At 61.6% G+C, this 25,939-nt stretch carries 20 protein-coding genes; 6 read left to right on the forward strand and 14 right to left on the reverse strand.

The genetic code is table 11. From position 1 onward, the window contains the following. Positions 1-145 precede the first annotated feature (145 nt). Positions 146-820 carry a type 1 glutamine amidotransferase domain-containing protein gene (locus ACH6CX_RS03410; protein ID WP_232942956.1) on the forward strand — a complete coding sequence of 225 codons (675 nt, stop codon included), beginning with the start codon at positions 146-148 and terminating at the stop codon, positions 818-820. Between the two features lie 288 nt (positions 821-1,108). Continuing rightward, positions 1,109-1,801: a 2OG-Fe(II) oxygenase gene (locus ACH6CX_RS03415; protein WP_232942957.1), complete on the forward strand. Its 693-nt coding sequence runs from the start codon at positions 1,109-1,111 to the stop codon at positions 1,799-1,801. 429 nt (positions 1,802-2,230) lie between these two features. Here the strand turns inward: ACH6CX_RS03415 and ACH6CX_RS03420 are convergent, their stop codons facing one another. Further along, on the reverse strand, positions 2,231-3,100 hold the full coding sequence (locus ACH6CX_RS03420) for an SIS domain-containing protein (RefSeq protein WP_232942958.1): 870 nt from the start codon (positions 3,098-3,100) through the stop codon (positions 2,231-2,233). A 216-nt stretch (positions 3,101-3,316) separates the two neighbouring features. On the opposite strand from ACH6CX_RS03420, the gene ACH6CX_RS03425 reads away from it, so the two are divergent. The 3 genes from ACH6CX_RS03425 (at position 3,317) to murQ (ending at position 6,870) form a co-directional block, all read left to right on the forward strand. Beyond that, positions 3,317-4,891, forward strand: a complete 1,575-nt coding sequence (locus ACH6CX_RS03425; protein WP_232942959.1) for a sodium:solute symporter — start codon at positions 3,317-3,319, stop codon at positions 4,889-4,891. Further along, the gene (locus tag ACH6CX_RS03430) at positions 4,888-5,757 is read left to right on the forward strand and encodes a BadF/BadG/BcrA/BcrD ATPase family protein (RefSeq protein WP_237061778.1); all 870 of its coding nucleotides are present in this window, start codon (positions 4,888-4,890) and stop codon (positions 5,755-5,757) included. Before ACH6CX_RS03425 ends, ACH6CX_RS03430 begins: the two co-directional genes overlap by 4 nt. A 138-nt stretch (positions 5,758-5,895) precedes the next feature. Continuing rightward, positions 5,896-6,870, forward strand: a complete 975-nt coding sequence (gene murQ / locus ACH6CX_RS03435) for an N-acetylmuramic acid 6-phosphate etherase (protein ID WP_237061779.1) — start codon at positions 5,896-5,898, stop codon at positions 6,868-6,870. Between the two features lie 122 nt (positions 6,871-6,992). Here murQ and glcF read toward each other — a convergent pair whose 3' ends face one another. The 10 genes from glcF to ACH6CX_RS03485 form a co-directional block, all read right to left on the reverse strand. Beyond that, positions 6,993-8,264 carry a glycolate oxidase subunit GlcF gene (gene glcF, locus ACH6CX_RS03440; protein WP_237061781.1) on the reverse strand — a complete coding sequence of 424 codons (1,272 nt, stop codon included), beginning with the start codon at positions 8,262-8,264 and terminating at the stop codon, positions 6,993-6,995. Between the two features lie 3 nt (positions 8,265-8,267). Continuing rightward, positions 8,268-9,332: a glycolate oxidase subunit GlcE gene (gene glcE, locus ACH6CX_RS03445; protein WP_237061783.1), complete on the reverse strand. Its 1,065-nt coding sequence runs from the start codon at positions 9,330-9,332 to the stop codon at positions 8,268-8,270. After that, the gene (locus ACH6CX_RS03450) at positions 9,325-10,773 is read right to left on the reverse strand and encodes an FAD-linked oxidase C-terminal domain-containing protein (RefSeq protein WP_237061785.1); all 1,449 of its coding nucleotides are present in this window, start codon (positions 10,771-10,773) and stop codon (positions 9,325-9,327) included. The genes glcE and ACH6CX_RS03450 overlap by 8 nt, the downstream gene beginning before the upstream one ends. 21 nt (positions 10,774-10,794) lie before the next feature. Further along, positions 10,795-11,985: an acyltransferase family protein gene (locus ACH6CX_RS03455; protein WP_237061787.1), complete on the reverse strand. Its 1,191-nt coding sequence runs from the start codon at positions 11,983-11,985 to the stop codon at positions 10,795-10,797. A 3-nt stretch (positions 11,986-11,988) separates the two neighbouring features. Then, complete coding sequence (locus ACH6CX_RS03460; protein WP_237061789.1) at positions 11,989-13,173, reverse strand: exo-beta-N-acetylmuramidase NamZ domain-containing protein; 1,185 nt, start codon at positions 13,171-13,173, stop codon at positions 11,989-11,991. A gap of 83 nt (positions 13,174-13,256) precedes the next feature. After that, positions 13,257-13,925, reverse strand: a complete 669-nt coding sequence (locus ACH6CX_RS03465; RefSeq protein ID WP_396674876.1) for a M15 family metallopeptidase — start codon at positions 13,923-13,925, stop codon at positions 13,257-13,259. 131 nt (positions 13,926-14,056) lie between these two features. After that, on the reverse strand, positions 14,057-15,979 hold the full coding sequence (locus ACH6CX_RS03470; RefSeq protein WP_396674782.1) for an aminotransferase class I/II-fold pyridoxal phosphate-dependent enzyme: 1,923 nt from the start codon (positions 15,977-15,979) through the stop codon (positions 14,057-14,059). An 18-nt stretch (positions 15,980-15,997) separates the two neighbouring features. Next, positions 15,998-17,392 (reverse strand): Na+/H+ antiporter NhaC family protein, encoded by a 1,395-nt coding sequence (locus ACH6CX_RS03475; protein WP_232942969.1) that lies wholly within the window; start codon positions 17,390-17,392, stop codon positions 15,998-16,000. 125 nt (positions 17,393-17,517) lie between these two features. Continuing rightward, the gene (locus ACH6CX_RS03480) at positions 17,518-18,564 is read right to left on the reverse strand and encodes an LD-carboxypeptidase (RefSeq protein ID WP_232942970.1); all 1,047 of its coding nucleotides are present in this window, start codon (positions 18,562-18,564) and stop codon (positions 17,518-17,520) included. Between the two features lie 11 nt (positions 18,565-18,575). Beyond that, positions 18,576-20,219: a serine hydrolase gene (locus ACH6CX_RS03485; RefSeq protein WP_396674785.1), complete on the reverse strand. Its 1,644-nt coding sequence runs from the start codon at positions 20,217-20,219 to the stop codon at positions 18,576-18,578. A 231-nt stretch (positions 20,220-20,450) separates the two neighbouring features. Between ACH6CX_RS03485 and ACH6CX_RS03490 the strand changes: the two genes are divergently transcribed. Beyond that, complete coding sequence (locus ACH6CX_RS03490; protein ID WP_396674787.1) at positions 20,451-21,950, forward strand: transglutaminase family protein; 1,500 nt, start codon at positions 20,451-20,453, stop codon at positions 21,948-21,950. A gap of 101 nt (positions 21,951-22,051) precedes the next feature. Here ACH6CX_RS03490 and ACH6CX_RS03495 read toward each other — a convergent pair whose 3' ends face one another. Genes ACH6CX_RS03495 through ACH6CX_RS03505 form a run of 3 tightly spaced genes read right to left on the reverse strand, consistent with a single transcriptional unit; the run spans position 22,052 to position 25,352 of the window. Beyond that, entirely contained in the window at positions 22,052-22,843 is a 792-nt protein-coding gene (locus tag ACH6CX_RS03495) for a MurR/RpiR family transcriptional regulator (protein ID WP_232942973.1), read from the reverse strand. Between the two features lie 41 nt (positions 22,844-22,884). Continuing rightward, positions 22,885-23,979: a dipeptide epimerase gene (locus ACH6CX_RS03500; protein WP_232942974.1), complete on the reverse strand. Its 1,095-nt coding sequence runs from the start codon at positions 23,977-23,979 to the stop codon at positions 22,885-22,887. Further along, complete coding sequence (locus ACH6CX_RS03505) at positions 23,976-25,352, reverse strand: SH3 domain-containing protein (protein ID WP_237061796.1); 1,377 nt, start codon at positions 25,350-25,352, stop codon at positions 23,976-23,978. Before ACH6CX_RS03505 ends, ACH6CX_RS03500 begins: the two co-directional genes overlap by 4 nt. Positions 25,353-25,939: the final 587 nt, after the last annotated feature.

Consider the following 25,939-nt stretch of genomic DNA (forward strand, 5'->3'; position numbering starts at 1 on the left):
AGACAAATCATCAACGGGGTAATCCAAAAGCTGAAATACACGAATAAAGGAACCTCAGGCAGCCTATGATTGCCAACAGAGTGTGCGCCGTGTTCGGGGCGACCCGTGCGCCACAATTGCAACCAAGTATCGAGGTAACCGAACGATGAAGATCCTGATGGTTCTGACTTCCCACGACCAACTGGGCGACACCGGCGAGAAAACCGGCTTCTGGCTGGAAGAGTTTGCCGCCCCCTACTATGTATTCAAAGATGCCGGTGCCGATATCACCCTGGCATCCCCGCAGGGGGGACAGCCACCCCTGGACCCGAAAAGCGATGCCCCCGATTTCCAGACAGAGTCCACTGAGCGTTTTGCCAAAGACCAGGAAGCCCAGCAACAGCTGGCAAATACAGGCAAGCTGTCAGGTGTCAACCCGGGGGACTTCGACGCGGTATTTTATCCCGGTGGCCACGGCCCGCTCTGGGACCTCGCGGAAGACCAGGACTCCATCAAGCTGATTGAGTCCATGTATGCCACCGGCAAGCCGGTGGGAGCAGTATGTCACGCCCCGGCCATCTTCCGGCATACCGGGAATAGCGAGGGCCAGCCCCTGGTAAAGGGCAAGAATGTGACCGGGTTCAGTAATTCCGAGGAAGATGCTGTGGGACTGACCGATGTCGTACCATTCCTGGTCGAGGATATGCTCAAGGAAAAAGGCGCAAACTATAGTCGCGGCAGCGACTGGGAAAGCTTTATTGTAAAGGATGGCCACTTGGTAACCGGCCAGAACCCCGCCTCCTCGGAAGCGGCTGCAGAAGCCCTGCTCAAGTTACTCTAGCTCCTGGCGCCGGCGATGCACGAATCGCCGGCGCACCCCTCCCGCTGGCCAAAACCGCGTTCCTGCCCATCAAGCAGGTCACTGCCGGGGCATCCTCAATATCCCAACAGGTGTTTTGGCGCGGTATTAAACCGCACCAAAAGAGATCACAATTGGCTTCTTCCCAGGCTTCTGATAAATTTTTTATTGCGAATCACTTAAAACAATAATCGCGACAAGGGTTACGGGACACTCGTCAAGAAAAGGTCTGCTCGGGCTGATTGGCAGCCTCATAGAGGACATAATAAGATGACAGCTGTAATCGAAGAATGTGCTGAGTGGCTGACCCCAGCCTCGCTGAACAATGCAGAACCGCTTGTCAGGTCAGAACCCTTCCACTTCCTGGTTGCAAGGAACCTACTGCCGACTGGCATGATGGACTCAGTGTCGGCCCACTTCCCAAAGCTTAAAGGCGCAGGCTACCTGCCCTATGAAGCTGAACAGTGTGGAGACAGTGTAAATGCCCTGGTCGCACGACTGGTCGATCACGAGTTTGCCAATGCACTGGGCGACAGGCTTGGTATCGACAACCTGGCGCAATACCCTACCTACGTGTCGATTTCACGCACGCTGAAGAAGCGCCATGGCAAGATCCACACTGACGGCAAGTCCAAGGTAGCCACCGCCCTGCTCTACCTGAATCAGGACTGGAAAGGCCGCCGCGATGGTTGCCTGCGGTTCCTCAATCGGATCGATGACTTTGACGATACCGTCATACCTGAAATCCCCCCCGTATATGGCACACTGGCGGCCTTCAAAAGGGCCGATAATTCTTTCCACGGTCATCTGCCATTCCAGGGCGAACGCCATGTTATCCAGGTGGCCTGGCTGGTAAACGCAGATGAGAAACTGCGCAAGGCGAAACGCGGCCGACTGTCCCACAAGCTGAAAAGGCTACAAGCCTGGTTGGGAAAAAAGCTCGGTGGTCGCAATCCGGGATAGCCGACATGATGCCACCGGAACCCCTGGTTGCCTCCCGCCCCCACGCAGTCCACCCTCCACTCCGGAAAATCACAGCCCACAAAAAAGCGGTGGGCAACGCCCACCGCTTCAAACCCAACCCGACCTCGGAAGAATACGGAATTGGACAGTTCAAGGTGAAAATCCGGATTTCCCGCAATGAAGCAAACGGAAGGAAAACCCGGCGTCCCCGGCAGTAACACTGGCTCGATGCTGTGACCAAATATCACTGCTTACGGAACAGATAAGAATATATTATTCCTACACGCCCGCATCAACCCTTGCGACTGAAAAGCGGTGCAATTGCAAAATTAAAGGGATGATTGGCAGGACACCTGCCACAAATGACAGCTTAGTCGCACCCACAACTCACCGGGGATGCGTCGCCGTATCTAGTCGCGACCCCGCTGTTCACCGGGTACGCTTGCCGCCCTTGCCGCGCCGGAACACATTTACCGCTGCCCGGCTGCGCTCGAACAGCTCCTTCGCCTGCCCATCTCGCTGCGAAACCAGGATAAACAGCAAGTCGGTAATCATGTGCTGCGCCGTGCGTGCGAGAATTGAAGAGCTGCGCACCTCCGACTCATCAGAGACGCAGAAAAGGTTAATCCCGGCCAGTTCCACCAGCGCATTGCGGGAAAAGCCGGTCAGGGAAATCACATCGGCCCCACAATTCAGGCCGTTCTCCGCCACCTGCAGGACGTCCTGGGTCTGGCCGGATTCGGAAATGGCAAACACCAGGTCACCCTTGCCCAGGGTCGCAGCGTTGGCCACCTGGACATGGCTGTCACTCTCCGCGAGCACTGCCTTACCCAGCTTCATCAGCTTGAATGCCAGGTCCCGCGCCACCAGCGATGAGGCGCCCACCCCGGCGAGCAGGATCCTGTCGGCACTGTGCAGCAGCTCCACAGCCTGTTGCAGGTGCTCCTCGCTGTTTACGGTGAGGCTCTCGTTCAGGGCCACGGTTTTGCGCGCAATCAATTTTTGCGCCACCGTCGACAGATCATCGTCAGTAGAAATGTCACCGTGAATCACTTTCGGCAGCAGCGACGTCCTTGCCAGCGATTCAGTCAGTGAGAGTTTGAGGTCCGAATAGCCCTTGTAGCCGAGCTTCTGGCTGAACTTCACCACGCTGGACTGGGATACGCCCACGGACTCTGCCAGTGACTTGGACGAATGGCTGCGAACTTCCTCGACATTTTCCAGGAGGAAGTCCGCGATACGTCGCTCATGATTGGACATGGATTCCCGCATCGTGCGGATCTTGGCGATTGAGCCCATAACCATTTCTCTCTGCAGGGGCTAACCCGAACGTGAAAAAGATGCCAACGATAACATGCCAGTGCCCCGCGGGCGGTCCCCGGTTGGCAGCCTTTGCGCCGCAAAGGAATAAATGATACCAATAAGAGTATAACTAAGGAATAATTACTCACTGCATGGTGAATGGCGTGCCAACCAGGCTGGCCGCCAGTATATGAATCGACAGGTATGCCGGTTATGAATCTCCAGTTCACCGCCCTGGATTGGGCCATCTTTGCGATTTATGGCGCCGTGCTGGTGGCCAGTGGCTGGTATTTCAGCCGGCAGAGAGCAGACGACAGCCGCGATTATTTCCTCGCCCACAATAGTATGCCCATGTGGATGGTGGCCATTTCCACGCTGGCTACCACCCAGTCCGCGGCAACCTTCCTTGGCGGTCCGGACCTGGGCTACCGCGGCGATCTCACCTACCTGTTCACCAACCTGGGCGCACTGCTAGCGGCCCTGGTCGTGGCACGCCACCTGATCCCACGGTTTTACGCCCAGCGGGTCACCACCGTCTACGAGCTGCTGCAATCCCGCTTCGGCGCCAATTCGAAATACCAGGCCGGGGGGATGTACCTGCTGGGGCGGGTCTTCGCCAGCGGCGCCCGGCTTTACATGGCGGCGATAGCCGTTTCCATGATCCTCTTCAACGATATCGACTCCGACCACGTGGTGCTCGCGGTCCTGCTACTGACCCTGGTGGGCCTTTTGCAGACCTTTGTCGGCGGGGTGCGCTCGGTGATCCAGAGCGACGTTCTCCAGTGCATGGTTTATGTCAGTGCCGCGTTCGCGGTGATCGCAGTGCTGCTCTGGCAGATTCCCACAGGTCCCGCGGAGATATTCGCCGCACTGAACCAGCCCGCCGGGGGAGAGCCATCCAAACTGGCACTGGTGGATACCAGCTGGGACCTGGGTGATCCCTTCAATATCTGGTCCACCTTTACCGGCTTCGTACTGCTGAACATCGCCGCCTTCGGGCTGGACCAGGATGTCACCCAGCGCCTGCTGACCTGTAAGAACCAGCGCGACGGTGCCCGGGCAATGATTACCTCGGTGGTAATGGTCGCACCGGTCATGGCTGTCTTTATGGGTATCGGCCTGCTGCTGTATGTTTTCTACCAGCGCCCCGAGCTGATGGGGGGTATGGCGGTATCCACACCCTCCGGCGGTGATATCACCGTGTTCATGCACTATGTACTGAACGAAATGCCAGCCGGCCTGCGTGGCCTGGTTACCATCGGTGTGATTGCCGCCGCCCTGTCGACGCTGAACTCCAGCCTCAATTCCATGGCCAGCGTCCTGACCGAGGACCTTTATCGCCCCTGGCAGGAAAAGCGTGGCGGGGACAAACCGGCACGGCATTTTGTCGTTGCCGGGCGTGTGTCCATGGCGGCAATTGCGGCAGCTCTGAGCGGTATGGCCATCCTGTGCTTCTACTGGCAACAGGTCAGCGACCTGCCACTACTCACTTTCGCCCTGTCGGTGATGGTCTTTGCCTACTCCGGCCTGCTGGGGGTTTTCTTTACCGTGCTGTTTACCCGCCGCGGCAATGGCACCAGTGCCGCCCTGGCACTGGCGGCCGGTTTTGTCGCCACGCTGCTGCAGCAACCCTGGATGATCAGCCTCTATACCGGCGACGAGAACCCGGTGGCGCTGGCTTTTACCTGGCAGCTCTGCCTGGGTACAGCCATCGCCTTCGCCCTTTGCTGCCTGGGCAAACCGGCCGTCGAAAAGGCCGCGGAGCCAATGCGGAGTGCCAGCGCATGAGCGACTGGAGCATTGGCATCGACGGCGGTGGCACCAAGACACTGGCCCGGCTCCAGGGAAACGGGGAAACACTGGAACTCCGCGGTGGACCGGCGTCGCTGACCCAGGACCAGTCCGGCGCCATTGGCAATATCACCACGCTGTGCCGGCAATTGCTGGCACAGCGGCAGCTGGCGCCAGAACAGGTCGCACTCGCCTGCGGCGTGGCCGGGGCCGGTAACAGCGCCGCGGCCGAATCGCTTCAGGGCCACCTGGAATCCATGGGCTTTCGCAGTGTCCGGGTCTGCTCCGATGCCATAACGTCACTGTTCGGCGCGGCCGGCGGCACCCCGGTGGTGGTGGCCGCGGTGGGAACCGGCTCGGTGGTGATGCGACTGAACCGCGACGGTACCAGCCGCCAGTTTGGCGGTTGGGGGCTGGCGGTTGGTGATGAGGGCAGCGGAGCCGCCATCGGCAAGGGAGCGGTGCGCGCCCTGCTGTGGGAGCTGGACCTGCACGGCCGGGCCGAAAGTGATTTCTGCCGCACTATAATGCAGCGCGTGGGCGGTGATCGCGCATCGATATTACCGTGGTTGCAGACTGCAGGGTCATACGAGTACGCGGCGCTGGCTCCTGCCGTCTTCGAACACCTGCCCGCTTGCGCCCGTGCGCGGGCGATCGTAACCGAGCGTGTGGCCGAGGTGGAGCGCCTGGTTCGTGCTGCCCTCGGCGACGACGACCTGCCGCTGACCCTGCTCGGGGGGCTGGCAGATCGCCTGGCGCCACACTTTCCGGCAGACCTGCGGGCGCGGCTGGTCCCGCCCCGGGGCAGTGCGCTCGATGGCGCCTGTGCCCTCGCCCGCCAGGAGGTCCGGGAACATGCCTGACCTGCCCCGTTCAGCTGCCCCGGCCAACACGCCCACTTCGCCTCCACTGGCAGGGGAATCCGTAACCGGGCCATTACCATTACCAGAAGCGACCAAAATGGAACACAGCAAAATGGAACACAGGTGGAAGCCATAGCGATGAAGCAAAATCTGATTCAGGAACTGAGTCGCCTGACCAGCGAGGCGCGCAATCCGGACTCGCAGGATATTGACCTGCTACCCACGTCCGCGGTGCTGGAAAAAATCAATCGTGCTGACCGCGAGGTACCCGAGGCGGTGGGTAAAGTGTTGCCGGAAATTGCCGCTGCGGTCGAGAGTATCGTGAGCGCCTTTAAGAGTGGCGGCCGACTGGTTTACATGGGCGCGGGCACCAGTGGTCGGCTGGGGATCCTGGACGCAGTGGAATGCCCGCCCACTTACGGCGTTCCCGAGGATATGGTGGTTGCCCTGATCGCCGGTGGCGATGCGGCAGTTTACCGCGCCCAGGAGGGCGCCGAGGACGATCCCGCCATGGGCCGCAAGGATCTCCAGGACATAAATTTGCGCGCCGAGGATGTGGTAGTGGGGATCGCCGCCAGCGGTCGCACCCCGTATGTGCTGGGCGGGCTGGAATATGCCAACCAGGTCGGCTCTACAACCGTGGCACTTTCCTGCAACAAGGCGGCGGCCATCGCCACAGAGGCCGATATTGCCATCCTTCCGGAAGTAGGTCCGGAAATCCTCACCGGTTCCACCCGCATGAAAGCCGGGAGCGCCCAGAAACTGGTACTCAACATGCTGACCACTGCCAGCATGCTGCGACTGGGCAAGAGTTTCCACAACCTGATGGTGGATGTGCAGGCCACCAATGAAAAACTGGTGGGCCGCACTCGCCGGATTGTGATGGAAGCAACCGGCGTTTCTTACGAGGAGGCAGACCAGGTACTGGGCCAGTGCGACCACAACGCCAAGCTTGCCATAATGATGATCCTGGGAGACCTGGATACCGAGGCTGCGCGGCAGGCCCTCGATGAGGCAGACGGATTCCTGCGACTGGCCCTGCAGAAACTGGGCAAAGCGGATAACGACCCCGGGGGCCCGGGTGGTGGTGCCGGCACAGCCGTCAACGGCTGACCCGCCGCCCGGCTCTCTCGCCTTAACAAACCTCCCGTCGGGCCCGGCCACCGGGCCAGACTTACCTTTAACTGGCGGAGCTGCGACCGGTAACCAGCAGTAGCCCCCTTTTCGACTCAGCGTCAATCCAGCGCCGCAGCCACGGCCTCCAGCCAGTGGCGTACGGGCCGCCGGGTACCGCCCTGCAGGTACAAAAGGCAACCGATATTGGCGGTCAGGATCTCCTCCGGGTCACTCGCTTCCAGGTTTTCGAGTTTCTGCCGGCGCAGCGCGCGCGCGATTTTTGGTTGCAGGATGGAATAGGTTCCGGCGGAACCGCAGCACAGGTGGGCATCCTTTACCGCCGGCAATTCCACCCCCTGCTGCTGGAAAACCTGTTCCACACTGCCTGCCAGCCCCTGGCCGTGTTGCAGTGTGCAGGGACAGTGAAATACCGCCCGTGCCGGCAGTTTTGTGGCATCGATACCCAGGCGTCCCTCGCTGATGAGGTCTCTGACCACTTCCACCGGGTCGCGCATTTTATCCGCCAGTATCTGCGCGCGTTTCGCATAGTAGGGGTCATCGGCCAGCAATGTCGGGTAATCTTTCAACTGCACCCCACAACCGGAGGCTGTCGAGACGATCGCCCGGATACCCCTGCCACCCTCACTTTCCGCCTGCTCCAGCATCGGCCACCAGGTGTCGATGTTGTTGCGTGCGTATTCCCTTCCCTCATCCGGGGCGCTGGTGTGGGCACTGACGGCCCCGCAACAACCTGCGGCCCTTGGCGCCAGCAGTGGTACCCGGCAGTGGGACAGGATGCGCCTGAGCGACCCGTCGATACCTGGCCGCAGGTCGGGCTGCACACAGCCTGGCAACAGGATCACCGCCCCGCCCTCGGCTGACGTCGCCGAAACCCGCGGGGCGCTGGCAGCGCTGCTGCGCGCCTTTTGCCGGGGGAAGTAAACCCGCCGCAACCGTGGCGGCATCAGCGGGGCGGCAAACCGTCCCAGGCGCAGCAGCGAGGACAGCAAACCGGGAGTCAGCATCAGCTTCCGCAATAAAGCGCGCAGGCCGTCACCCACACGCCCGCGCGGCGCCAGTCGCTCGGTGGTGGCACGACCGATGGCCACCAGCTTGTGGTACTCGACACCCGAGGGGCAGGTTGTCTCACAGCTCTGACAGGTAACGCAGCGGTCCAGATGCAGGCGGGTGACATCACTGGAGGTACCTGTCTCAAGCATCTCCTTGATCAGGTAAATTCGCCCGCGCGGGCTGTCCAGCTCGTTGTATTCCTGCAGGTAAGTGGGACAGGTGGCAGTGCAGAACCCGCAGTGAACGCAGGCATTCAGTACTTTTTCAGCCCGTTGCGCATCACCGGGAGTGAGCAGGCCGTCGATGATGTTGACCTGCATGCGTCAGTCTCCCGCACCGTGGAAATGGGTTGAATAGAGGGCACGATTGAACAGGCCCGCGGGGTCAAAGGCATTGCGGACCCGTCGCTGCCAGTCCCTGGCAGGCGCCGGCAGTGCCAGCGCCTTGCCGCGCAATACCTGCAGGAAACCGCCCTGCTCCCGCGCCTGCCGCTGTAATTGCAGATGGTCCCCGCCACGAACCCAGACTCGTGCGCCCTCCCACTCCACCATTGCCTCCCCGGTCGCGGGCCGGAACTGCGAACGCGGCGGCAGGTTTACGCAGGCGAGCTGGTCGGTACAGAAAAACGGGTGGCGCAGGTCGCGCACTGCGAGCCAGTCCAGGTGGCTTTGCTCCCCGCCCAGGGAAGCAAGCGCGGCGGACACCGCCCGCTCGCGGCCCCGCAAATGCAGGTGCAGCTCCCCGTCGAGATAACAGGTCCCCCGCAGCAGGGGCCCGAGGGCCCGCGCGCGGCGCCACCACTCCGGCAGGTCTTCCGGTGTCACCCGGAAGAACCGGCTGGCACTGGTCTCGGGGCGCGGCAACAGCCGCAGGCTAACGTCCAGCAGCACGCCCAGGGTACCCAGTGCACCAGCCTGTAGTCGTGCCAGGTCGTAGCCGGCGACGTTTTTCATCACCTGCCCGCCAAAATTTACCAGGTCACCACGGCCGTTGATCATGCGGCAACCGAGCACCGCGTCGCGCAGGGACATACCATAGGGGCGCGCCGGACCATCCCAGCCGCAGGCAATGGCACCGCCGAGGGTACTGGCCAGACCGGGCTGCGGCATTGACGCGGCAAACTCCTGGTCGTGGCTGGCGAGCAGGGACTCCAGCTCCGACAGTGGTGTCCCGGCGCGCGCGCGCAAAACCAGTTCATCCGGCTGGTACTGGATCACGCCGCAATGGGCACTGCTATCGAGCACCGGTACCGCCTCATCCGTGTAGTCCCCCGGCAACAAGTGCGCACGGGTATTGGCACCGCGGATCCGCAGGCCCTTGCCGGCGGGATTTTCCAGGGCCTGGCGCACCGCCCGCTGTAGTTGCTCACTCATATTGTGCTCAGCCATTGCCCGTGTCCCGTCGCTGCTCACGGATCGCCCGGTATTCCTGGCAGTGCGCCAGGGTAGGAATCAGCTTGTCCGGGTTCAACAGGCCCCTGGGGTCGAGGGCCTGCTTGACCGCCAGGAACTGGGAAATTTCCGCATCGGAAAACTGCACCGCCATCTGGTTGATCTTTTCCATACCCACGCCGTGCTCCCCGGTAATCGTGCCGCCCACCTCGATGCAGTACTCGAGGATATCTGCGGCCAGCAGTTCCACCCGCTTGAGGGCATCGGCTTCCTCACCATTAAACATGATGATCGGGTGCAGGTTACCGTCTCCGGCGTGGAACACATTGGCGACACGGAGATTGTAACGGTGGGAAAAGGCGTCAATGGCCTCGAGAACATCGCCGATTCGGTGTCGCGGTACCGTGCCATCGATGCAGTAATAATCGGGACTCAGGCGGCCGATGGCGGGAAAGGCGCTCTTGCGGCCCTTCCACCACAATGCCCGTTGGGCCTCACTGTCCGCCAGTTGCACCCGGCTGGCCCCGGACTGGCCCAGCTCCTCCCGTACAAGGGAGAGTTCGGCCTCCACCTCATCGGGTGCGCCGTCCAGGTCAATAATCAGGATCGCCGCCGCATCCAGCGCATAGCCAGCGTGGCAGAACTCTTCTGTCGCGGAGATGGCAAGGGCATCCATCATTTCCATTGCCGCCGGGATCACACCGGCACGGACGATTGCGGAAACTGCATCGGAAGCGGCGCGGACGCTCGGAAAGTCAGCCATCAGGGTGCGGGTCTGCTCCGGCAGGGGCGTCAGCTTCACGGTGACTTCGGTAACAATACCCAGGCATCCCTCAGAGCCATGCACCAGTGCCAGCAGGTCATAGCCGGGCCGCGCCAATGTATCACCGCCTACAGACAGCACTTCTCCCTCGATTGTCACAATGCGCAGGGCGACCACATTGTGCACCGTGACCCCATACTTCAGGCAGTGCACGCCACCGGCGTTTTCCGCCACATTGCCTCCGATCGAGCAGGCGATCTGGGACGAGGGGTCGGGGGCATAATAAAGGCCATGTGCCGCAGCAGCACGGGAGATCTGCTCATTGATGGCACCGGGCTGCACCCGGGCGGTCAAGCTGTCCGGGCACAGGGAGAGGATTTCACTCATCGGCGCAGTCACCAGCAATACGCCACGCCCATAGGGCTTTGCCCCTGCCGACAGGCCGGTGCCGGCCCCGCGGGTGACCAGTGGCACACTGTGCTGGTGGCACAGGCGCGCCGTCGCCACCACATCCGCCTCACTGCGGGCCAGCACCACGGCCACGGGGCGCTCACAGTAAACGGGCAATGCATCGCACTCGAATGGTGCTACCTGTTCGCGCCGGCTCAGTACTCGTCCTGCGCCAACGGCGCGGCGCAGCGCTGATATGATCGGTGCTCCCTGCCCCTCAGTCATGCCGTGAATCCTTTACTGGTTCTATACCTTCCAGATTATCTGCCGCCGGTACATCTGCCACATCACCCAATAGAAGACCAGCAGGCAGGTCAGTGCAAATGCCAGGGAACCTCCGTAACCGCCGAACAGGGGCTGGTAGAGCGTGTTGAACACCCAGCCTTTCAGTGTCATGTCACCCACCGGGATCATGATCAGCAGGCGCCCAACCACACCCGCCAGCATAAACAGCGCGATCGCATTGACCCCGAAAACCGCCAGGGGCGCGAGCGTGCGGCGGTGACCATTGATGTCAGCCAGGAAGTAAAGGCCCGCCAGCAACATGAGGGATACACCGCCAGTCACGAGGACAAAGCTGGGAGACCACAGGGCCTTGTTGATGGGAATCCAGGGATGCATCAGCTGCCCTGCCGCCAGCAAAGCCAGGCCAGCCAGCAGCCACTGCAGGCAGAGGGTTCTCTGCTCTGCCATGGATTTCCCGGCCTTTCGCCACTGCAACCCGGCGAAGACCCCGAGCAGGCAGGTGGCCACCGCCGGCAGGGTGGTCAGCAGCCCCTCCGGGTCAAAGGCGAAAGGCTCAGCGGTGCGGTAATAGACATGGGCACTGCCGAGCAACTGCTGGTCGAGCCAGGCGGAAAAATGATTGCCGAACTCCAGCTGCCCCAGGAATATTTCGCCGCCGGCCCCCTGGTAAGGGACAAGCAGCATCAGGCCCCAGGGCACCGCCAGCAGGAGCACTGCAACGCCGGCAAGCGCGCGCGGCGAACACCAGCGCAGCAGGTAACAGGTGACGATATATACCAGTGCAATACGTTGCAGGACACCCAGCCAGCGGATGCCCTCGATGCGGTCCTCCAGCCAGCTGTAAGAAGCATCGCGGAAATTGTAAAAAAATACCGCCAGGAAAAGCCCCAGCCCGAACAGCTTCAAAGTCCGCGACCATTGTGGCCAGCCCACCGGCGGGAACGCCTTGCGGCTGCCGTTCGCCAGTACCAGGGAAATGCCCACCACAAACAGGAACAGCGGGAATACCACATCAGTGGGGGTCCAGCCATGCCAATCGGCATGGGCCAGGGGCGCATAAACGTAGGACCAGCTGCCGGGATTATTCACCAGCACCATTGCGGCGATAGCGAGTCCGCGCAGCAGGTCCACCGATACCAGCCGCCCCTGCGGCTGCAGTGCCATGATCCGGTCGATATGCTGCCGCAACATGCCTCAGCCCTCCGGGTAGAGCAGGTAGGGCTGGCGCCGCTCGAGGTAGGCGCGGATATCCGGCTGCCAGCTGTGGCGGATTTCCTCTGCCCCCTGGCCAGCCAGGATCGCCCGGCGCAGCTCATCGGTACCGGCCAGCTTGTCGAAGAAACCGGGGCGGGAAAAATACTGCTCGCCACCCTCGCCCGTACGCTTTTGCCAGTCCACCAGGTACTCCAGGTTAAACCGGATCGACAGCGGCTCTCTACGCAGGTCCTGCCCACTCAATTGCTTGCCACGGTGCTTGGGATTTTCGCTGGCACCCGGCACCGGCCGCGGGGTAAAGCTGAATTTACCCACAGTGTCAGCCGGGTGGCCGATTACCTGGAACGGGAAATCGGTCCCGCGACCGATACTGACACTGGTACCTTCAAACAATCCCAGTGACGGGTACAGGCGAACCGACAGGTCGTTGGGGAGGTTCGGGGAGGGCTTTACCGGCAGCGAATAAGCCATGGATTTTTCGTAGCCCGCCAACGGGATCACGGTCAGTTCGCACTGCGCGCCGCCCTCCAGCCAGCCCTCGCCGTTGATCATCTGCGCCAGCTCACCCACAGTCAGCCCGTGTACCAGCGGGATCGGGTGCATGCCGACAAAACTGCGAAAGTCCGGCTCCAGCACCGGGCCGTCCACGTAATCCCCATTGGGGTTGGGCCGGTCCAGCACCAGCAGCGGCACGCCGTAATCGGCGCAGGCCTGCATCAGGTAATGCAGGGAACTGATGTAGGTATAGAAACGCACGCCCACATCCTGGATATCGAACAACAGCCAGTCCAGGTCCGCGACCTGTGCTTCACTGGGGGCATAGCTGCCACCGTAGAGGGAGACCACCGGCAGTCCGGTGGGGCCATCCACCCCACCCTCGACCTTGCCGCCATTCTCCACATCACCACGGATACCGTGTTCCAGCGCGAATATCTTCTGCACTTTTACCTGCCGGTCGCGCAGGAAGTCGATCAGGTGGCGGTCGCCGACCCGGGAAGTCTGGTTGACCACCAGGCCCACCCGCTCATCGCCCAGCAGCGGCAGGTAGGCGTCGGCGCGCTCAGCGCCAGTGAGCAGGGGATTCTCCTGTTCTGCCTGCAGGCAGCCGCTGGCCACCAGCGCCACCAGGACCAGGCAGAGTCGACCAAACCATTGCCTTTGCATTTTCCAATACCCCTGCTGTCGAACTATTGATACAGAAACTTACCGGGAATTCCCGCCGGGAAATTTATTCGGTGGGGCCGCTGTCACTCCACTGGAATATCAAAATACTGCTCCGGCCAGGGTTCCGGCTTGTAGGTATAGTGCCACCATTCCTGGGCGTAATTGACGAATCCGTGCGCCGCCATGGAATCTTTGAGCAACTGCCGGTTGCGCACGGCTTCAGGGTTTTCCAGCGCGAATGCAGTCGCGGAACGCTCGTCCATAAAGTCGAAGCCGGTACCCATATCGAGCGATTCCCCGCTCTGCAGGTTGTACAGACCCAGGTCCACTGTCGCCCCGCGACTGTGGCCGGAACGCTCGGCAATATAGCCGCGCTCGAACATCTGTGATTTTTTCTCGCGGGGATAAAACTGCGACTTGGTGGAAAAGTCCTCTGGCGCGCCGGCCCAGCGGACGAAATGATCCACCGCGCGCTGGGGCCGGTAGCAATCAAAGACTTCCAGCCCCAGCCCCCGCCTCGCCAGGTCATCGGCGACCTTTTGCAGGGCTTCGGCAGCAACCGGGACCAGCAGGCAGTGGTTGGCCCGGTAACCGTCGAGCGGCTCACCCACCAGGTTATCGCCAGTAAAATATTTCATTTCGACCCGGATACCATCCCCCTGTACCGATACCGGCTGGAAACCGGCGTCAGCCCAGACGTCATCGCCCGCACAGGCGGCCAGCGCGAGAATCAGCGGCGAGAAACATGCCAGGAACCTTTTTCGGTGCGGCCTGAGGGCCGGCTGGCAGCCGGCCCTCCACTGCAATGGCCCGTGCGATCCGGGGTATTGCCGCTCGTTCAATCTACTGTCCCTGTCATGTCCTTCCATGGGTAATCTCCCGATCAGATATCCTGCAGTTCGCGGCGTGCAGGCTGTGCTTCGGAATCGGTCATCACCCGCAAAGCCACCCTGCCCCCGGTATGGCGTACGCCATGCATTTCCAGGTCCTCACGTTCGAAGACATAGGACTGGATTGCCGCGAGTATCTCCGCGGTGATTTCCTGCCCCGGCACCAGCAGCGGGATGCCCGGTGGGTAGGGAACGATTTCGTCACAGGAAATCCGGCCTACCAGCGCGGACATGTCCTCGCGCTCCAGCGGCAGTAACTCACCGCGGGCGTAATAGGCCGTGCGCGGCAGCGCAACGATATCCGCCAGTGGCGGCAGCGATTGGCCACGGTCGGCCCCGGCGGCATCGCCGGCGCTCTCCGACAGCTTGCGCAGCGCCTGTTTCAGGCGCAGCAGTTTGCTCTCGGTGGTGCCGATGGTGACCAGGAAAGACAGGGTATTGTGGGTATTTTTCTCGACCTGGATACCAAACTCATTGAACAGCCGGTACTGCGCCGCGGGCGCAGACAGGCCGGCGCAGCCGACATCGATGGTGACCTTGGTGGGATCCAGGCGAATGCCGTCCTGCGCCACCTCCTCACTGCACAGGTCATCGACGCCCAGGCAGCGGAAGGCGGTGGACTCCCGCACGAAACTGCGGATCTCTTCCGCAAACCCGAGCGTGCGGCTCATGACATTGAAACCCTCGATGCTCATCTGCTTGCGCGCCACATCGAGGCTGGCGATCATCCCGTACTGCGGGCTGGTGGAAGTGTGCATATTGATATCTTCACGGAAGCCAGCTGCATCAAAATTCTCCACGCTCTCGCCCACGTGGATCATGCTCGCCTGGGAAAACGCCGACAGCATCTTGTGGGTCGACTGGGTGACAAAGTCCGCCCCGCACTCCAGCGCCGTGGGGCGCAGTTCCGGGTGGAATCGCCCGTGCGCATACCAGGCCTCATCGATCAGCACGTACACGCCGTGCTGGTGCGCAAATTCAATGATCGGCTTCAGGTCATAGCGCAGGCCGTCATAGGTGCAGGAAGTCAGTACCAGCAGGCGCGCCGACGGGTTTTCCTCGATTGCCCGGAAGATGCTCGCTTTCGGCACCGGGCCGTAGACACCGTAGTGCTGGTTCACCGATGACTCCAGGTACACCGGCACTGCGCCGCTCATGATCATCGCGTGGTGGACAGACTTGTGGCAGTTGCGGTCAACCACTACGCGATCGCCCTGGCGCAACAGGTGCTGCAGTACAATCTTGTTCGAAGTGGAAGTGCCGTTGGTGACGAAGTAACTGTGCTTCGCCCCAAAGGTTTTCGCAGTCAGGTTCTGGGCCTGGCGGATCACGCTGATGGGATCCATCAGCGAGTCCAGCATTTTCACACTGACCGACAGATCCGTGTTGAAGATGTGCTCACCCATAAAGCGATAGAAATCCACCACCCAGGGACTGGAGCTGAGGCTGTCGCCGCTGGAGTGACCGGGCGTATGCCAGGAGTCCCGCGCGGCATAAACATATTCCTTCAGGGCGTCGGCAAACGGGGTGGCGATGCGCTCCAGCAGGATTCGCCGCAGTGTCCGGTAAACCACACCATAGTTGGATTCGGCCCGGGAGATGACGCACTCATAGATGCGTTCCTCGGTCGGCGTCTTACACGCGGTCAGCAGCACACAGTCGATCTCTGCCCGCAGGCGACGCAGTTCGCGGTAGCACTCCACCAGGGAGTCGGCATCGAGCGCGCCGTCATCCAGCGCCACCACCTGGGTGGCGCCATCGCCCAGCTGTTCCGTCAGCAATTGGCCAGGTTCGCAGTAATTGAACACCAGGCCCAGCGGAGAACCCTCATCGCTCTCCGCTACCTGTGCCAGTTCATTCACCCAGCGGCGGCCGAACTGGGCATCCGCAGTAACCAGTACAACTTTACAATCCATTTCCAAACCCATATTCAGTTACAGCATGACCACACCCAGCAGGACAAAGCCCGCCGCGCTGATGGCACCGGCCTGCAGCGCGTAGGGCAACTGTGTCCGGACGTGGTCGATATGTTCAGTGCCGGACGCCAGCGAAGAGACAATCGTGGTGTCCGAGATTGGCGAGGAATGATCCCCAAAAATACCGCCGGAAAGCACGGCGGCAACGAACAGGGCGGGTTCAGCGCCCAGTGCCGATGCGACCGGAATCGCGATCGGCAGCATGATCGAGAAAGTGCCCCAGCTGGAGCCTACCGAGAAAGCAATCAGGCCCGAGACCAGGAAAATCACCAGTGGCAGCAACCACAGTGGAATCGCGTCACCCACCATGCCGGCCACATAGTCCCCGGTGCCCAGGGTCTTGGAGACCGATCCCAGTGCCAGGGCCAGTACCAGGATCACTGCCAGCGGCAGCATACGCCCGGCACCTTCCATCCAGGTATGGCTGAGCTCGTCCAGCTTCATGATCCGCTGCGCCAGTACCAGCACCGAGATCACCGCGAGCCCGGCCAGCGAGGCCCATAGCACCGAGGTGGATCCGGAGCCGGCAAAGATCTCGCCGTTGCCGGTAATCCACAGGCTCGCCGGCATCGCCAGCACCAGCACCAGGATCGGCAGGAGCATATTGACCGCTCGCGGCTTGCTGGTCTTCTCACCCTTGATCGACGCGGTGAGCTCAATCCCGTCCACTTCACCACCATCAGTCCGCGCCTGCGCTGCAGCCATGGGGCCCGGGTTGTAATTGCGTGAGATGGTAAAAGCCGTCAGGGCCACTGCCGTAATGGCGTAGAGATTCAGGGGGATACTGGACAGCAGCACTGTCAGCGGGTCGCTCACATCCAGTCCCTCAAGCAGGCCCAGGTTGAAAGCACCCCAGGCATTGAGGGGGATCAGCATGCAGATCGGGGCAGAGGTGGAGTCGATGATATAGGCGAGTTTTTCCCGCGCCACGCGGAAACGATCGAACAGCGGGCGCGACACGGTGCCGGAGACCAGCACCGTGATATTGGATTCAATAAAGATCAGCACCCCCACCAGCCACGCCATCCACTGGGCGCGCTTGCCGTTGGTGACCCAGCGGCTGCGCTCCAGGAAGCGCACAAAGCCGGTAACGGCACCGCTGCGCTCCAGGGTGAGGATAAAGGCACCGATCACCAGGGTGAACATGACCACGCGCGCATCCCCGGGGTTGGCCAGTACCGCCAGCACGCCGTCGAGGGCTTCCGCCAGGGAGGGCAGCACCCCGGACTGGTTGAGCAGGAAATAGCCAAGCCAGATACCGGCAAACAGGGCCAGGTATACCTGGCGGGTCAGCAGGGCCAGGCCGATGGCGATAAACGGGGGAAGCAGGGTAATCCAGGTCAAATCAGTCATACAGGCTTCTATTTATTATTGATTTCGCCGGCCAGCCCCCGGCTCCCGCCAATCCGGCAGGCATCGCCCGGTCACCCGGACGCCGGGCGACAGGCCCGGCAGAACGCATCATAGTGGTTTTGTGATCACGTAACTACCGGCTCGAGCAGTTTCAGAGTGCCGGCATCACCGTCAAGTTCCGCCATGGCCCCCACCGGCACGACCGTCTGGTCGTCCACGTGACCGATCATCAGGCCCCGCACCACGGGAACCTCCAGCCCCGCACAGCGCTCCCGCAACACGTGCTCGACGCTGAAGGTGTTGCCGTCCGTGTCGGTCTCCGTGAACTTGCCAAACACGATACCCGCCACCTGGTCGAGCTTCCCGGCCAGCCACAACTGCGTCAGCATCCGGTCAATACGGTAAGGCGCCTCACCCACGTCCTCGAGGAACAGCAACCGGTCGCGGAAGTCGGGCTCGAACTCGGTGCCCAGCAGGCTGCACACCAGGGTCAGGTTGCCCCCCACCAGGCGACCGCGGGCGCGCCCGCCGCGAAAGCGGGTAATGCGGTTGCGGTGCTCCGCCCTGCCCGGCCGGGCCTCGAAGGGCGGCGGCGCGCCCAGCAGGGTCGGGGACTCACCGCGCACCAGCACCTTGCGGTACTCCTCAAGGGTGTAATCGGTAAAGTTCTGCGCGGCGATGGGGCCGTGAAAGGTAACGAAACCGCAGCGCTGGTAAATGGCATTCAGCAGCGCGGTGATATCGGAGTAGCCCAGTAATACCTTGGGATTCCCCGCAATGGTGTCGTAGTCCAGCATCGGCAGGATTCGCGGCGTGCCGTAGCCGCCCCGCAGGCAGAACACCGCATCCACACTGTCATCGGCAAACATGGCATTGATATCCTGGGCCCGGGCCAGGTCCGGGCCGGCCAGGTACTGGGTGCGCTGGTAGAGGTGTTCGCCTTCCTTTACCCGGAATCCCAGCGACTTCACCACATCGATGGCGAAGCGGATATCCTCGTCCTCCCAGGCGTTGCTGGCCGGGGTGACCAGGCCTACGGTCATGCCCTTGCGCAGCCTGGCGGGTCTACGCGGCCGCTGTTCCCCGGCGGCCGCGACATGGGTGGCGGCACCGGCCATTGCGCCCAGTAATGGCGCCGATACCAGGCTCTTGATCAGGGTTCTTCTGTCCACGTTCACTCCTGTCACTGCTTATTCTTCTGTTTCTTCTGCGCCAACAGACCCACCGCCTCGCCGTTTTCCCCGGCCGGGCCGGTACGGACAAAGCGCAGGTCCGGGAAGTCATAACTGAAGTCCACCCCGCGGGACAGGGGCTGCATGGTGACCACCAGCTCGCCATCGTCGCTCCGTTCGGCTACCAACCAGGCATCTGCCTGCAGGCTGCGATCGTCCCAGCGCAGGCTCCAGACGCCCGGTGCAGCGGATTCCATAGTGCCCACAAGCCGCGGGGATTTCAGTGAGCGCCAGCGCAATTTGCCCGCCGCGCCTGTGTAGATCTCCATCGGCCCGAACCAGGGATCACGGTAGCGCCCCTCAACCTGCTTGCGGGCGACCGGTGCACGGCTCTCGGGCCGGGGCAGCAGTTCCGGTTCGCTGGGCGCCGCGGCGCCACCCCAAAGCTCCTGGAAGTGCGCCAGCCAGTCCCGCGGCTCGGCCCCCAGGTAGGGCTTCAGCAGCCCGTGGATCAGTGCCTGGCGTGCGACACCGGCACTGCGGTTCATCAACACCACCATGGCCAGCTTTTCTTCCGGTACGATCGCCGTCCACGCATACATGCCCGACAGCGAACCGGTATGGTGAATCACCCGCTTGCCATACATATCCTGCACCCGCCATCCCAGCGCGTACGCATAGAAGTGGCCACCATCACGCTCGGCACGCTCGGGCGACATTGGCATCAGGGTGACCGGCTGCCACAGCCGATCGCGGGATTCCTCGCTCAGCAGGCGCTGCCCGTCCGGGCTCACACCGCCCGCCAGCAATGTGCGCAACCAGCGCAGCATATCGCCGGCACTGCAGTGCATGCCCCCGGCAGCGGCGAGGACAATCGGGTGGTCGGGCGCCAGGTTGGGCGTATCGACCACCAGGCGATCGCCCTCCAGCCGGTGGGGGTCGGCCAGGTTGTCCCGCGCCGCCTCCGGCACCGGTCCGGCGTAACAGTGTTCCAGTCCCAGCTCCGCCAGCAGGCGTTGCTGGACAAACTCCTCGTAGCTCATTCCGGATACCGCGGCGATCAGCTCGCCGGCAACGATGTAGAGCAGGTTGTCGTAGGCGTAGTCGGCCCGAAAGCTGCCGGTCACCGGCAGGTGCCTTAACCCCTGCAGGATATCCGCACGGCTGAAGCTGTTGGGCTGCGGCCACAGCATCAGGTCGCCCGCGCCGGGACCCAGCCCGGAACGGTGGGTAAGCAGGTCCACCACCTGGAACTCGCGGGTAATCCACTCGTCCCCCAGGGCAAATTGCGGCAGGTAATCCGCCACGCGGCTGTCCCAGTCCAGCTTGCCCTCTTCCACCAGCAGCGCCAGCGCCGCGGTGGTGAACGCCTTGGTCGTGGAAGCCAGCTTGAACAGGGTTTCCTGGTCAACCGGGCGCGGACTGTCGACGTTGGTCACACCGAACCCCCTGACCAGCACCGGCTCGCCATCGCGCCAGATCCCCACTGCTGCCCCCGGCACCCGCTCCTCCTCAATTACCCGCTGTACCAGGGCTTCAGGGTTTATGGGCGACTGGTCCGCATCGCGGTCGCTGCCACAGCCGGGTAACAGCGTGACTACCGCCAGGCCAGTAGCCGACAGGAATAATCGTTTCTTCAGGGAGGTGGGTCGCATCGGATCTCCAATCGGCCGTCAGGCGCCAGCCACTCGCAGTAAACGCACATCGCCGAAGCCGCCACAGGCCTGGCACAGGCGAAGCGGCATACCCTTTGGCGCTCCATTTGCCCTCGACTGACTTGACGCTGGCACTGGTTTAGAATAATTTTCAGAATAATTTATCAATACGAATTTGCCGTGTAAATATAATTTATTCAAACCGAAGGCAAACGACCCCGGAGCCCCACTGTGCGCAAGACCTTTTTGAGAAGAAAAAACCCGATGTTGTCCGTGCGGGTGAGCCGCCCATCTTTCAAGGCTTTTATTCCCGCCGCACTGGTAGCGGCGATGGCACTGGCGGGATGCAGTGCAGCAGAAAGCTCATTGACCCGGGTGCAGCAACTGGCCGACCAGGGGCATTACAGCAAAGCACGCGAGGAGATCAGGAAGATGCTGGAAAGCGATCCCGCCGACAGTGAAGCCGCGTCCCTGCAATTCGAGCATGAGCGCATGCGCCGTATCGAGATGGATTTCCAGCTCACCGGTGATGAACTGCTGCCATCTATCCAGCGCTACATCCCCGACGCCACGGCCGAGGATATTCTCGCCTGGGACCAGCAGGGCCTGCTTGAGTCCAAGGTAATCGACGGCGAGCGTCGTTTCTTCAACAAGACCGCATACAACCTGGTACATATTTCAGATGCCGCGGCACAACGCACGGATGACTACCAGCGTTTTACCGGCAAGGCACCGCTCTATGCATTGCACCCGCACCACCGCGAGGTGATCGCCGCCGACACACCGCCGCGCAACCGTATCCGCATCCAGTACACGCTCACCGTCGATCCCGACGTGGTCCCCGATGGGGAGATGGTCCGGGCCTGGATTCCCTTCCCCCAGGAAATTGCCGGCAAGCAGGAAAATATCGAGCTGGTCACGACCTCCCCGGCTGAGTTCCAGCTGGCACCGACAGACCAGGCCCAGCGCACGGTCTATCTCGAGCAGCCCGCCCGGGCCGGCGAGCCCACTAAATTTCGCGTCAGCTACCGCTATGACAGCCTCGCCCGTCATACCGCGATCGATCCACAGCAGGTAGAACCAGTGGAATTCACCCCGGCCCTGGAACCCTATTTATCCGAGCGCGCACCGCATGTGGTGTTTACCCCGGAGCTGCGCGCGCTTTCCGAGCGTATCGTCGGAAAGGAGAAGCACCCCTACCGCATCGCGCAGAAACTCTTTGCCCATGTCGACCAGATACCCTGGGCCGGCGCGCGGGAATATTCCACCATCCGCAATATCAGCCAGTACGCGGCCCGGGCCGGCCACGCCGACTGCGGCCAGCAGACGCTGCTGCTGATGACCCTGATGCGCATGAATGGCATCCCTGCACGCTGGCAGTCGGGCTGGGAATTTTCACCGGAATCGTTTGACACCATGCACGACTGGGGCGAGTTCTACCTGGCCCCCTATGGCTGGCTACCAATGGATGTCACCCACGGCAAGCTGGACGGCGCCAATGAGTCCGAGACCTGGTTCTACCTGGGCGGGCTGGATGCCTACCGGCTAATTTTCAACACGGACTACAGCCGCCCCTTCTCACCGGAAAAACAGCATTTCCGCTCGGAGACTGTGGACTCCCAGCGCGGTGAAGTTGAGTGGCAGGGCGGCAACCTGTACTTCGACCAGTGGGACTACAACATGGAGTGGGAAATCGAGGGCGCCGACAAATCCACACTGGCCACCAGGTAACCAGACCGGCCCAGCCGGGACTCTACCCCGGCTGGCCCCGCCTTTCGGTCAACCACTACCGGCGCGAACGGGAAAGGAATGAGGGAAAACAGGTCGCCGGCTTACTGCTCGGCGACCAGCAGGCCGCTGACCAGGCTCTCAATCAGGTGCAGCTGGCCAGAGCGGAACAACAGGCGCTGCAGCGGCTGCTCTTCTTCGGAGGGCATGACATACAGGCGTATGTCGGCGTGGATGCTGGCTGCGTTGTAGTTGTAGCGGGTCAGGCTCAGCACCTTGATGCCCTTTTCCCGGGCGTGGTTGGCCGCTTCAACCAGGGACTCCTCACCGTGCATATCGCAGATGATGCACAGCATATCCTCCTCGCCAAGGCTATCCACCATGGAGCGCTGCAGCATTCCACCCTGGTCGAACACGGCCCAGCAGCCCAGCTCAAGCAACTGGTAGGTGAGGTACTGGGCCACTGACACAGATCCATCACAGGCGGAAACCTGGATACAACGGGCATTGCGTATCGCCTTGACCGCCGCACGCAAATGTTCCAGGTCATTGATGCCCGCGGTGTTTTCCAGTACCTCGAGTTTTTTCTGGCCCAGTTCGCTCAGCGGTGTATTGGCCCCACCGAAAGGCAGCGGCGCATCATCGCCGCCGACCGGGCTGGAGATGCCGCCGGCATAGCTTTCGTATACCGCCAGCTTCAGGCTCGGGTAACCCTTGTAACCGAGCTTCTGGGAGAACTTCACCACACTCGACTGGCTCACACCAACCGCATCGGCGAGCTGCTGGGAGGAGTAGTCCCGCAGCAGCTTTGTATTGTCCAGAATAAAATCGGCGAGCTTGCGCTCGTTCACCGACATCTGTTCGCGCATCGCGCGCATTTTCAGTAAACAGGTCATCGCTTTCTGTTCCAGCGGTGGCAGCTCACCGGCGCATACCACTAGGCCAGTAATTTCAGCCCTTCAATCTTTTCGATACCCAGCCCCGGCGTATCATTGAGAATGACATCGGCATCGGTATAAGTTGCCCCGCCAATGACAGGGTCAAACTCGCACAGGGATGGCACATCCAGGTCCAGCTTTGACACCACCGCTGAGCGGGCCGCAGCCACGTGCGCGGCGGCGGACACACCAATGCTTGTTTCCAGCATACATCCTACCATGCATTCCACATCGTACAGGCCGGCCAGGTCCGTCATCTTAAGGGCATTGGTGATGCCGCCGGTTTTCATCAGCTTGATATTGATGATCTCGGCAACCCGCCCCTGGATGATATCCATCATTTCCAGTGGGCCGAAAACACTCTCATCGGCCATGATCGGCGTTTTCACACGCTCGGAGATATAGCGCATGCCCTCCAGGTTGCGGGCCTTGACCGGCTGCTCGACGAGTTCCAGCAACACACCGGCATCCTCCAGGCTGCGGATGGCCTGCACGGCCTGCTTGGGGCTCCAGCCCTGGTTGGCATCCAGGCGCAGCAACGCCCTGCCCTTCACTGCCGCGTAGACTGCCTTGATGCGCTCGATATCCAGGCGGATATCCTTGCCCACTTTCAGCTTGAGGATTTCAAAGCCCCGCTCCACGGCGCTCTCGGCGTCCGCCACCATCTTGTCGATGTAGTCGACACTGATCGTGATATCCGTGGTGAGGCTGTTCTCGCCACCACCGAGGGCACGGTACAGGGGCACACCGAAGCCCTGTGCGAACAGGTCGTAAAGTGCGATTTCCACTGCGGCCTTGGCACTGGTGTTATTGACCATGGCGCCGTCGATTTCGCGCGCCAGCTGGTTCAGGTCGCCCACGTCCCGGTTGAGCAGCAGCGGGGTGAAGATTTCGCGGATAGCCGCGATAACCGAGGCGTGGGTATCGCCGGTAATGACGGCGGTCGCCGGCGCATTGCCGTAGCCGATGCGACCGTCATCGGTCTCCAGCATAACGATCACATCTTCCACGCACTCGACAGTCCGCAACGCGGTTTTGAACGGCGTGATCAGGGGCACCTTGAGCATGCCCAGCTTGACGTCAACTATTTTCATGGCATCACCGGTTGAATGGTTTTGATGGCGTAGATGCTGTCCACGAAGCTGCGCTCACGGCCCAGCTGCAGGGGTTTCAGGGGCGTCACCGAGACGCCGGACAGGGTACCGCGATATAGCTCGTCACCCCGGGTAAAGTAACTCAAGCCGGTTACATCGTGGATCACATACGGCTCGCCACCGGCGTGGCCGATATACATCATCACATGGCCGGGAATATAAATGAGGTCGCCAACGGTCAGGTTGTCCAGGGCCTGCAGCCGCTTCCGGTCATCCCCCGGCTCGAAAAACTGTGTCGGCGCAAAGGCCCCCTTGCCCTGCTGGCCGGAATTGCGCGGCATCAGGATCCCGAAGGATTTGTAAACCTCGCCCACGAACCCGGTGCAGTCGCGGCCATTGTAGTCGTGTCCCCAGCCATAGCGTTCACCCAGGAACTTGAACGCCTGTTCCAGAACCAGCGAGGGCCGGTATTCCAGGTGCCCCACATTGACGTCACGGCTGCGCGCCACCAGGGTGGGCTCGAATTCGAGCCGGCCATCCTCTCCCCGCACCGGCAGGCTGACGATATGGCTGGCAACCGGGTTCTGGCCATTCACATTGTGCCCCACCTCCGCAGCACTCAGCAGCGGCAGCGAAACACCCATGTCCAGCGCCTTTTCGGATGTGCGCGTATCGACAGGGTTGAAGTTGGTACTGACCTGCGCACCGGTCACCACCAGGCGAGGTGCCATGCCCAGCCATTGCTCCACCTGCCCACGCTTACCCACCGCCACCGCGGACTTGGGCAGCCAGGCAGCATAGTGGTAATTGACGGCAAACCACCACTCGCCATCCGCACTCTCGTGCAGGAGCACCACCTGCTGGCCGGGAAACACGCCGGTCTCCTGCAAGCGGTCCAGGTCCTGGTCGTCGGGTGCCTTGAAAATACGCTCGCCGGTCGGGAAGCTGCGCATACTGGCCCGCTCCACCACCACGCCCCACTGCAGTTCGACGACGTCAGGAACCTGCTCGCGCTGAACAGCTGCCTGCATCCGCCCGTAGTCGGCCTCACTCACCTGGCGGCCATCGCGGTAGTAGCGCGGCGAGGAAGCCGGCCGGCTGATACCGTCGAGCAGATCGCGCACCTGCTCACCCGGCATGGTTTCGCCCAGCGCCTGCAGGTCGTGCAGATATTCGCCCCGGGCGAAATTGCGGGCATTGAATGAATGGACCTGCTCAGAGCCCATGCGCAACGGATCGCCGTCGAGCCGCTGCACCCAGTAGTCGGCAGAGAGCATCTGTTCAGAGATACCGGGGACGTCACTGACAAAGACGGGAGAGGCCCCGCCGGCCCCGGGACCTGCCCGGTCGCCAGCATGTGCGGTGCCCGTCAAAACGAGCCCCGCGATCAGGATGTGAAGGGAAACCTTGAGAATCAACGCTGCCTTACCTTGTTGTCGTCACGGATGCCTCGGCCCCGTGTTTTTATTATCCGGTTATTCGGTGGCCTGGATAACGGATCCTGTACCTGCCCCAACAGGACTGACGCGCATCACCACAACAACCGACATGGTAGAAGAATACATTATTCAATCAACCACAGCAACAAAGAATAATCTCGTAATAAAAAAACCGGCGCAGAGCGCCGGCCAATGACAAGGACGAGAAAATCATGCGAACCGACGCCAAACCTCCAGCCCACATGCCAGGGAGATAAGAGAGAGGACTTACCACCCGCACCTATCGACGGCTGCCACTGCCGCCTTGAAGACAACGCTGTCTCAAGGAATAAAATATTAATCGAGGGTTGGACGGTCAAGAATTATTTATGTTTAATAGGCAGGATTGCACACTGGTGCAGCTTTGGGAGCTGGGGGTAAAGCTTCCGATGTAGTGAATGGCGCCAGCGACGACACGCGCAATCCCGCAAAGACCAGGATGAAGAACAAATGACTAATAAAGACAGCCGCTGTCCCCACTC

Origin of the sequence: Microbulbifer sp. JSM ZJ756, from assembly GCF_044383805.1 — a bacterium.
In the GTDB taxonomy this organism is placed as follows: domain Bacteria; phylum Pseudomonadota; class Gammaproteobacteria; order Pseudomonadales; family Cellvibrionaceae; genus Microbulbifer; species Microbulbifer zhoushanensis.

Bases quoted from the DNA above. Each gene is read 5' to 3' on its own strand.
- ACH6CX_RS03410 (WP_232942956.1), top strand. From the start codon at position 146: ATGAAGATCCTGATGGTTCTGACTTCCCACGACCAACTGGGCGACACC.
- ACH6CX_RS03415 (WP_232942957.1), top strand. From the start codon at position 1,109: ATGACAGCTGTAATCGAAGAATGTGCTGAGTGGCTGACCCCAGCCTCG.
- ACH6CX_RS03420 (WP_232942958.1), bottom strand. From the start codon at position 3,100: ATGGGCTCAATCGCCAAGATCCGCACGATGCGGGAATCCATGTCCAAT.
- ACH6CX_RS03425 (WP_232942959.1), top strand. From the start codon at position 3,317: ATGAATCTCCAGTTCACCGCCCTGGATTGGGCCATCTTTGCGATTTAT.
- ACH6CX_RS03430 (WP_237061778.1), top strand. From the start codon at position 4,888: ATGAGCGACTGGAGCATTGGCATCGACGGCGGTGGCACCAAGACACTG.
- murQ (WP_237061779.1), top strand. From the start codon at position 5,896: ATGAAGCAAAATCTGATTCAGGAACTGAGTCGCCTGACCAGCGAGGCG.
- glcF (WP_237061781.1), bottom strand. From the start codon at position 8,264: ATGCAGGTCAACATCATCGACGGCCTGCTCACTCCCGGTGATGCGCAA.
- glcE (WP_237061783.1), bottom strand. From the start codon at position 9,332: ATGGCTGAGCACAATATGAGTGAGCAACTACAGCGGGCGGTGCGCCAG.
- ACH6CX_RS03450 (WP_237061785.1), bottom strand. From the start codon at position 10,773: ATGACTGAGGGGCAGGGAGCACCGATCATATCAGCGCTGCGCCGCGCC.
- ACH6CX_RS03455 (WP_237061787.1), bottom strand. From the start codon at position 11,985: ATGTTGCGGCAGCATATCGACCGGATCATGGCACTGCAGCCGCAGGGG.
- ACH6CX_RS03460 (WP_237061789.1), bottom strand. From the start codon at position 13,173: ATGCAAAGGCAATGGTTTGGTCGACTCTGCCTGGTCCTGGTGGCGCTG.
- ACH6CX_RS03470 (WP_396674782.1), bottom strand. From the start codon at position 15,979: ATGGATTGTAAAGTTGTACTGGTTACTGCGGATGCCCAGTTCGGCCGC.
- ACH6CX_RS03475 (WP_232942969.1), bottom strand. From the start codon at position 17,392: ATGACTGATTTGACCTGGATTACCCTGCTTCCCCCGTTTATCGCCATC.
- ACH6CX_RS03485 (WP_396674785.1), bottom strand. From the start codon at position 20,219: ATGCGACCCACCTCCCTGAAGAAACGATTATTCCTGTCGGCTACTGGC.
- ACH6CX_RS03495 (WP_232942973.1), bottom strand. From the start codon at position 22,843: ATGACCTGTTTACTGAAAATGCGCGCGATGCGCGAACAGATGTCGGTG.
- ACH6CX_RS03500 (WP_232942974.1), bottom strand. From the start codon at position 23,979: ATGAAAATAGTTGACGTCAAGCTGGGCATGCTCAAGGTGCCCCTGATC.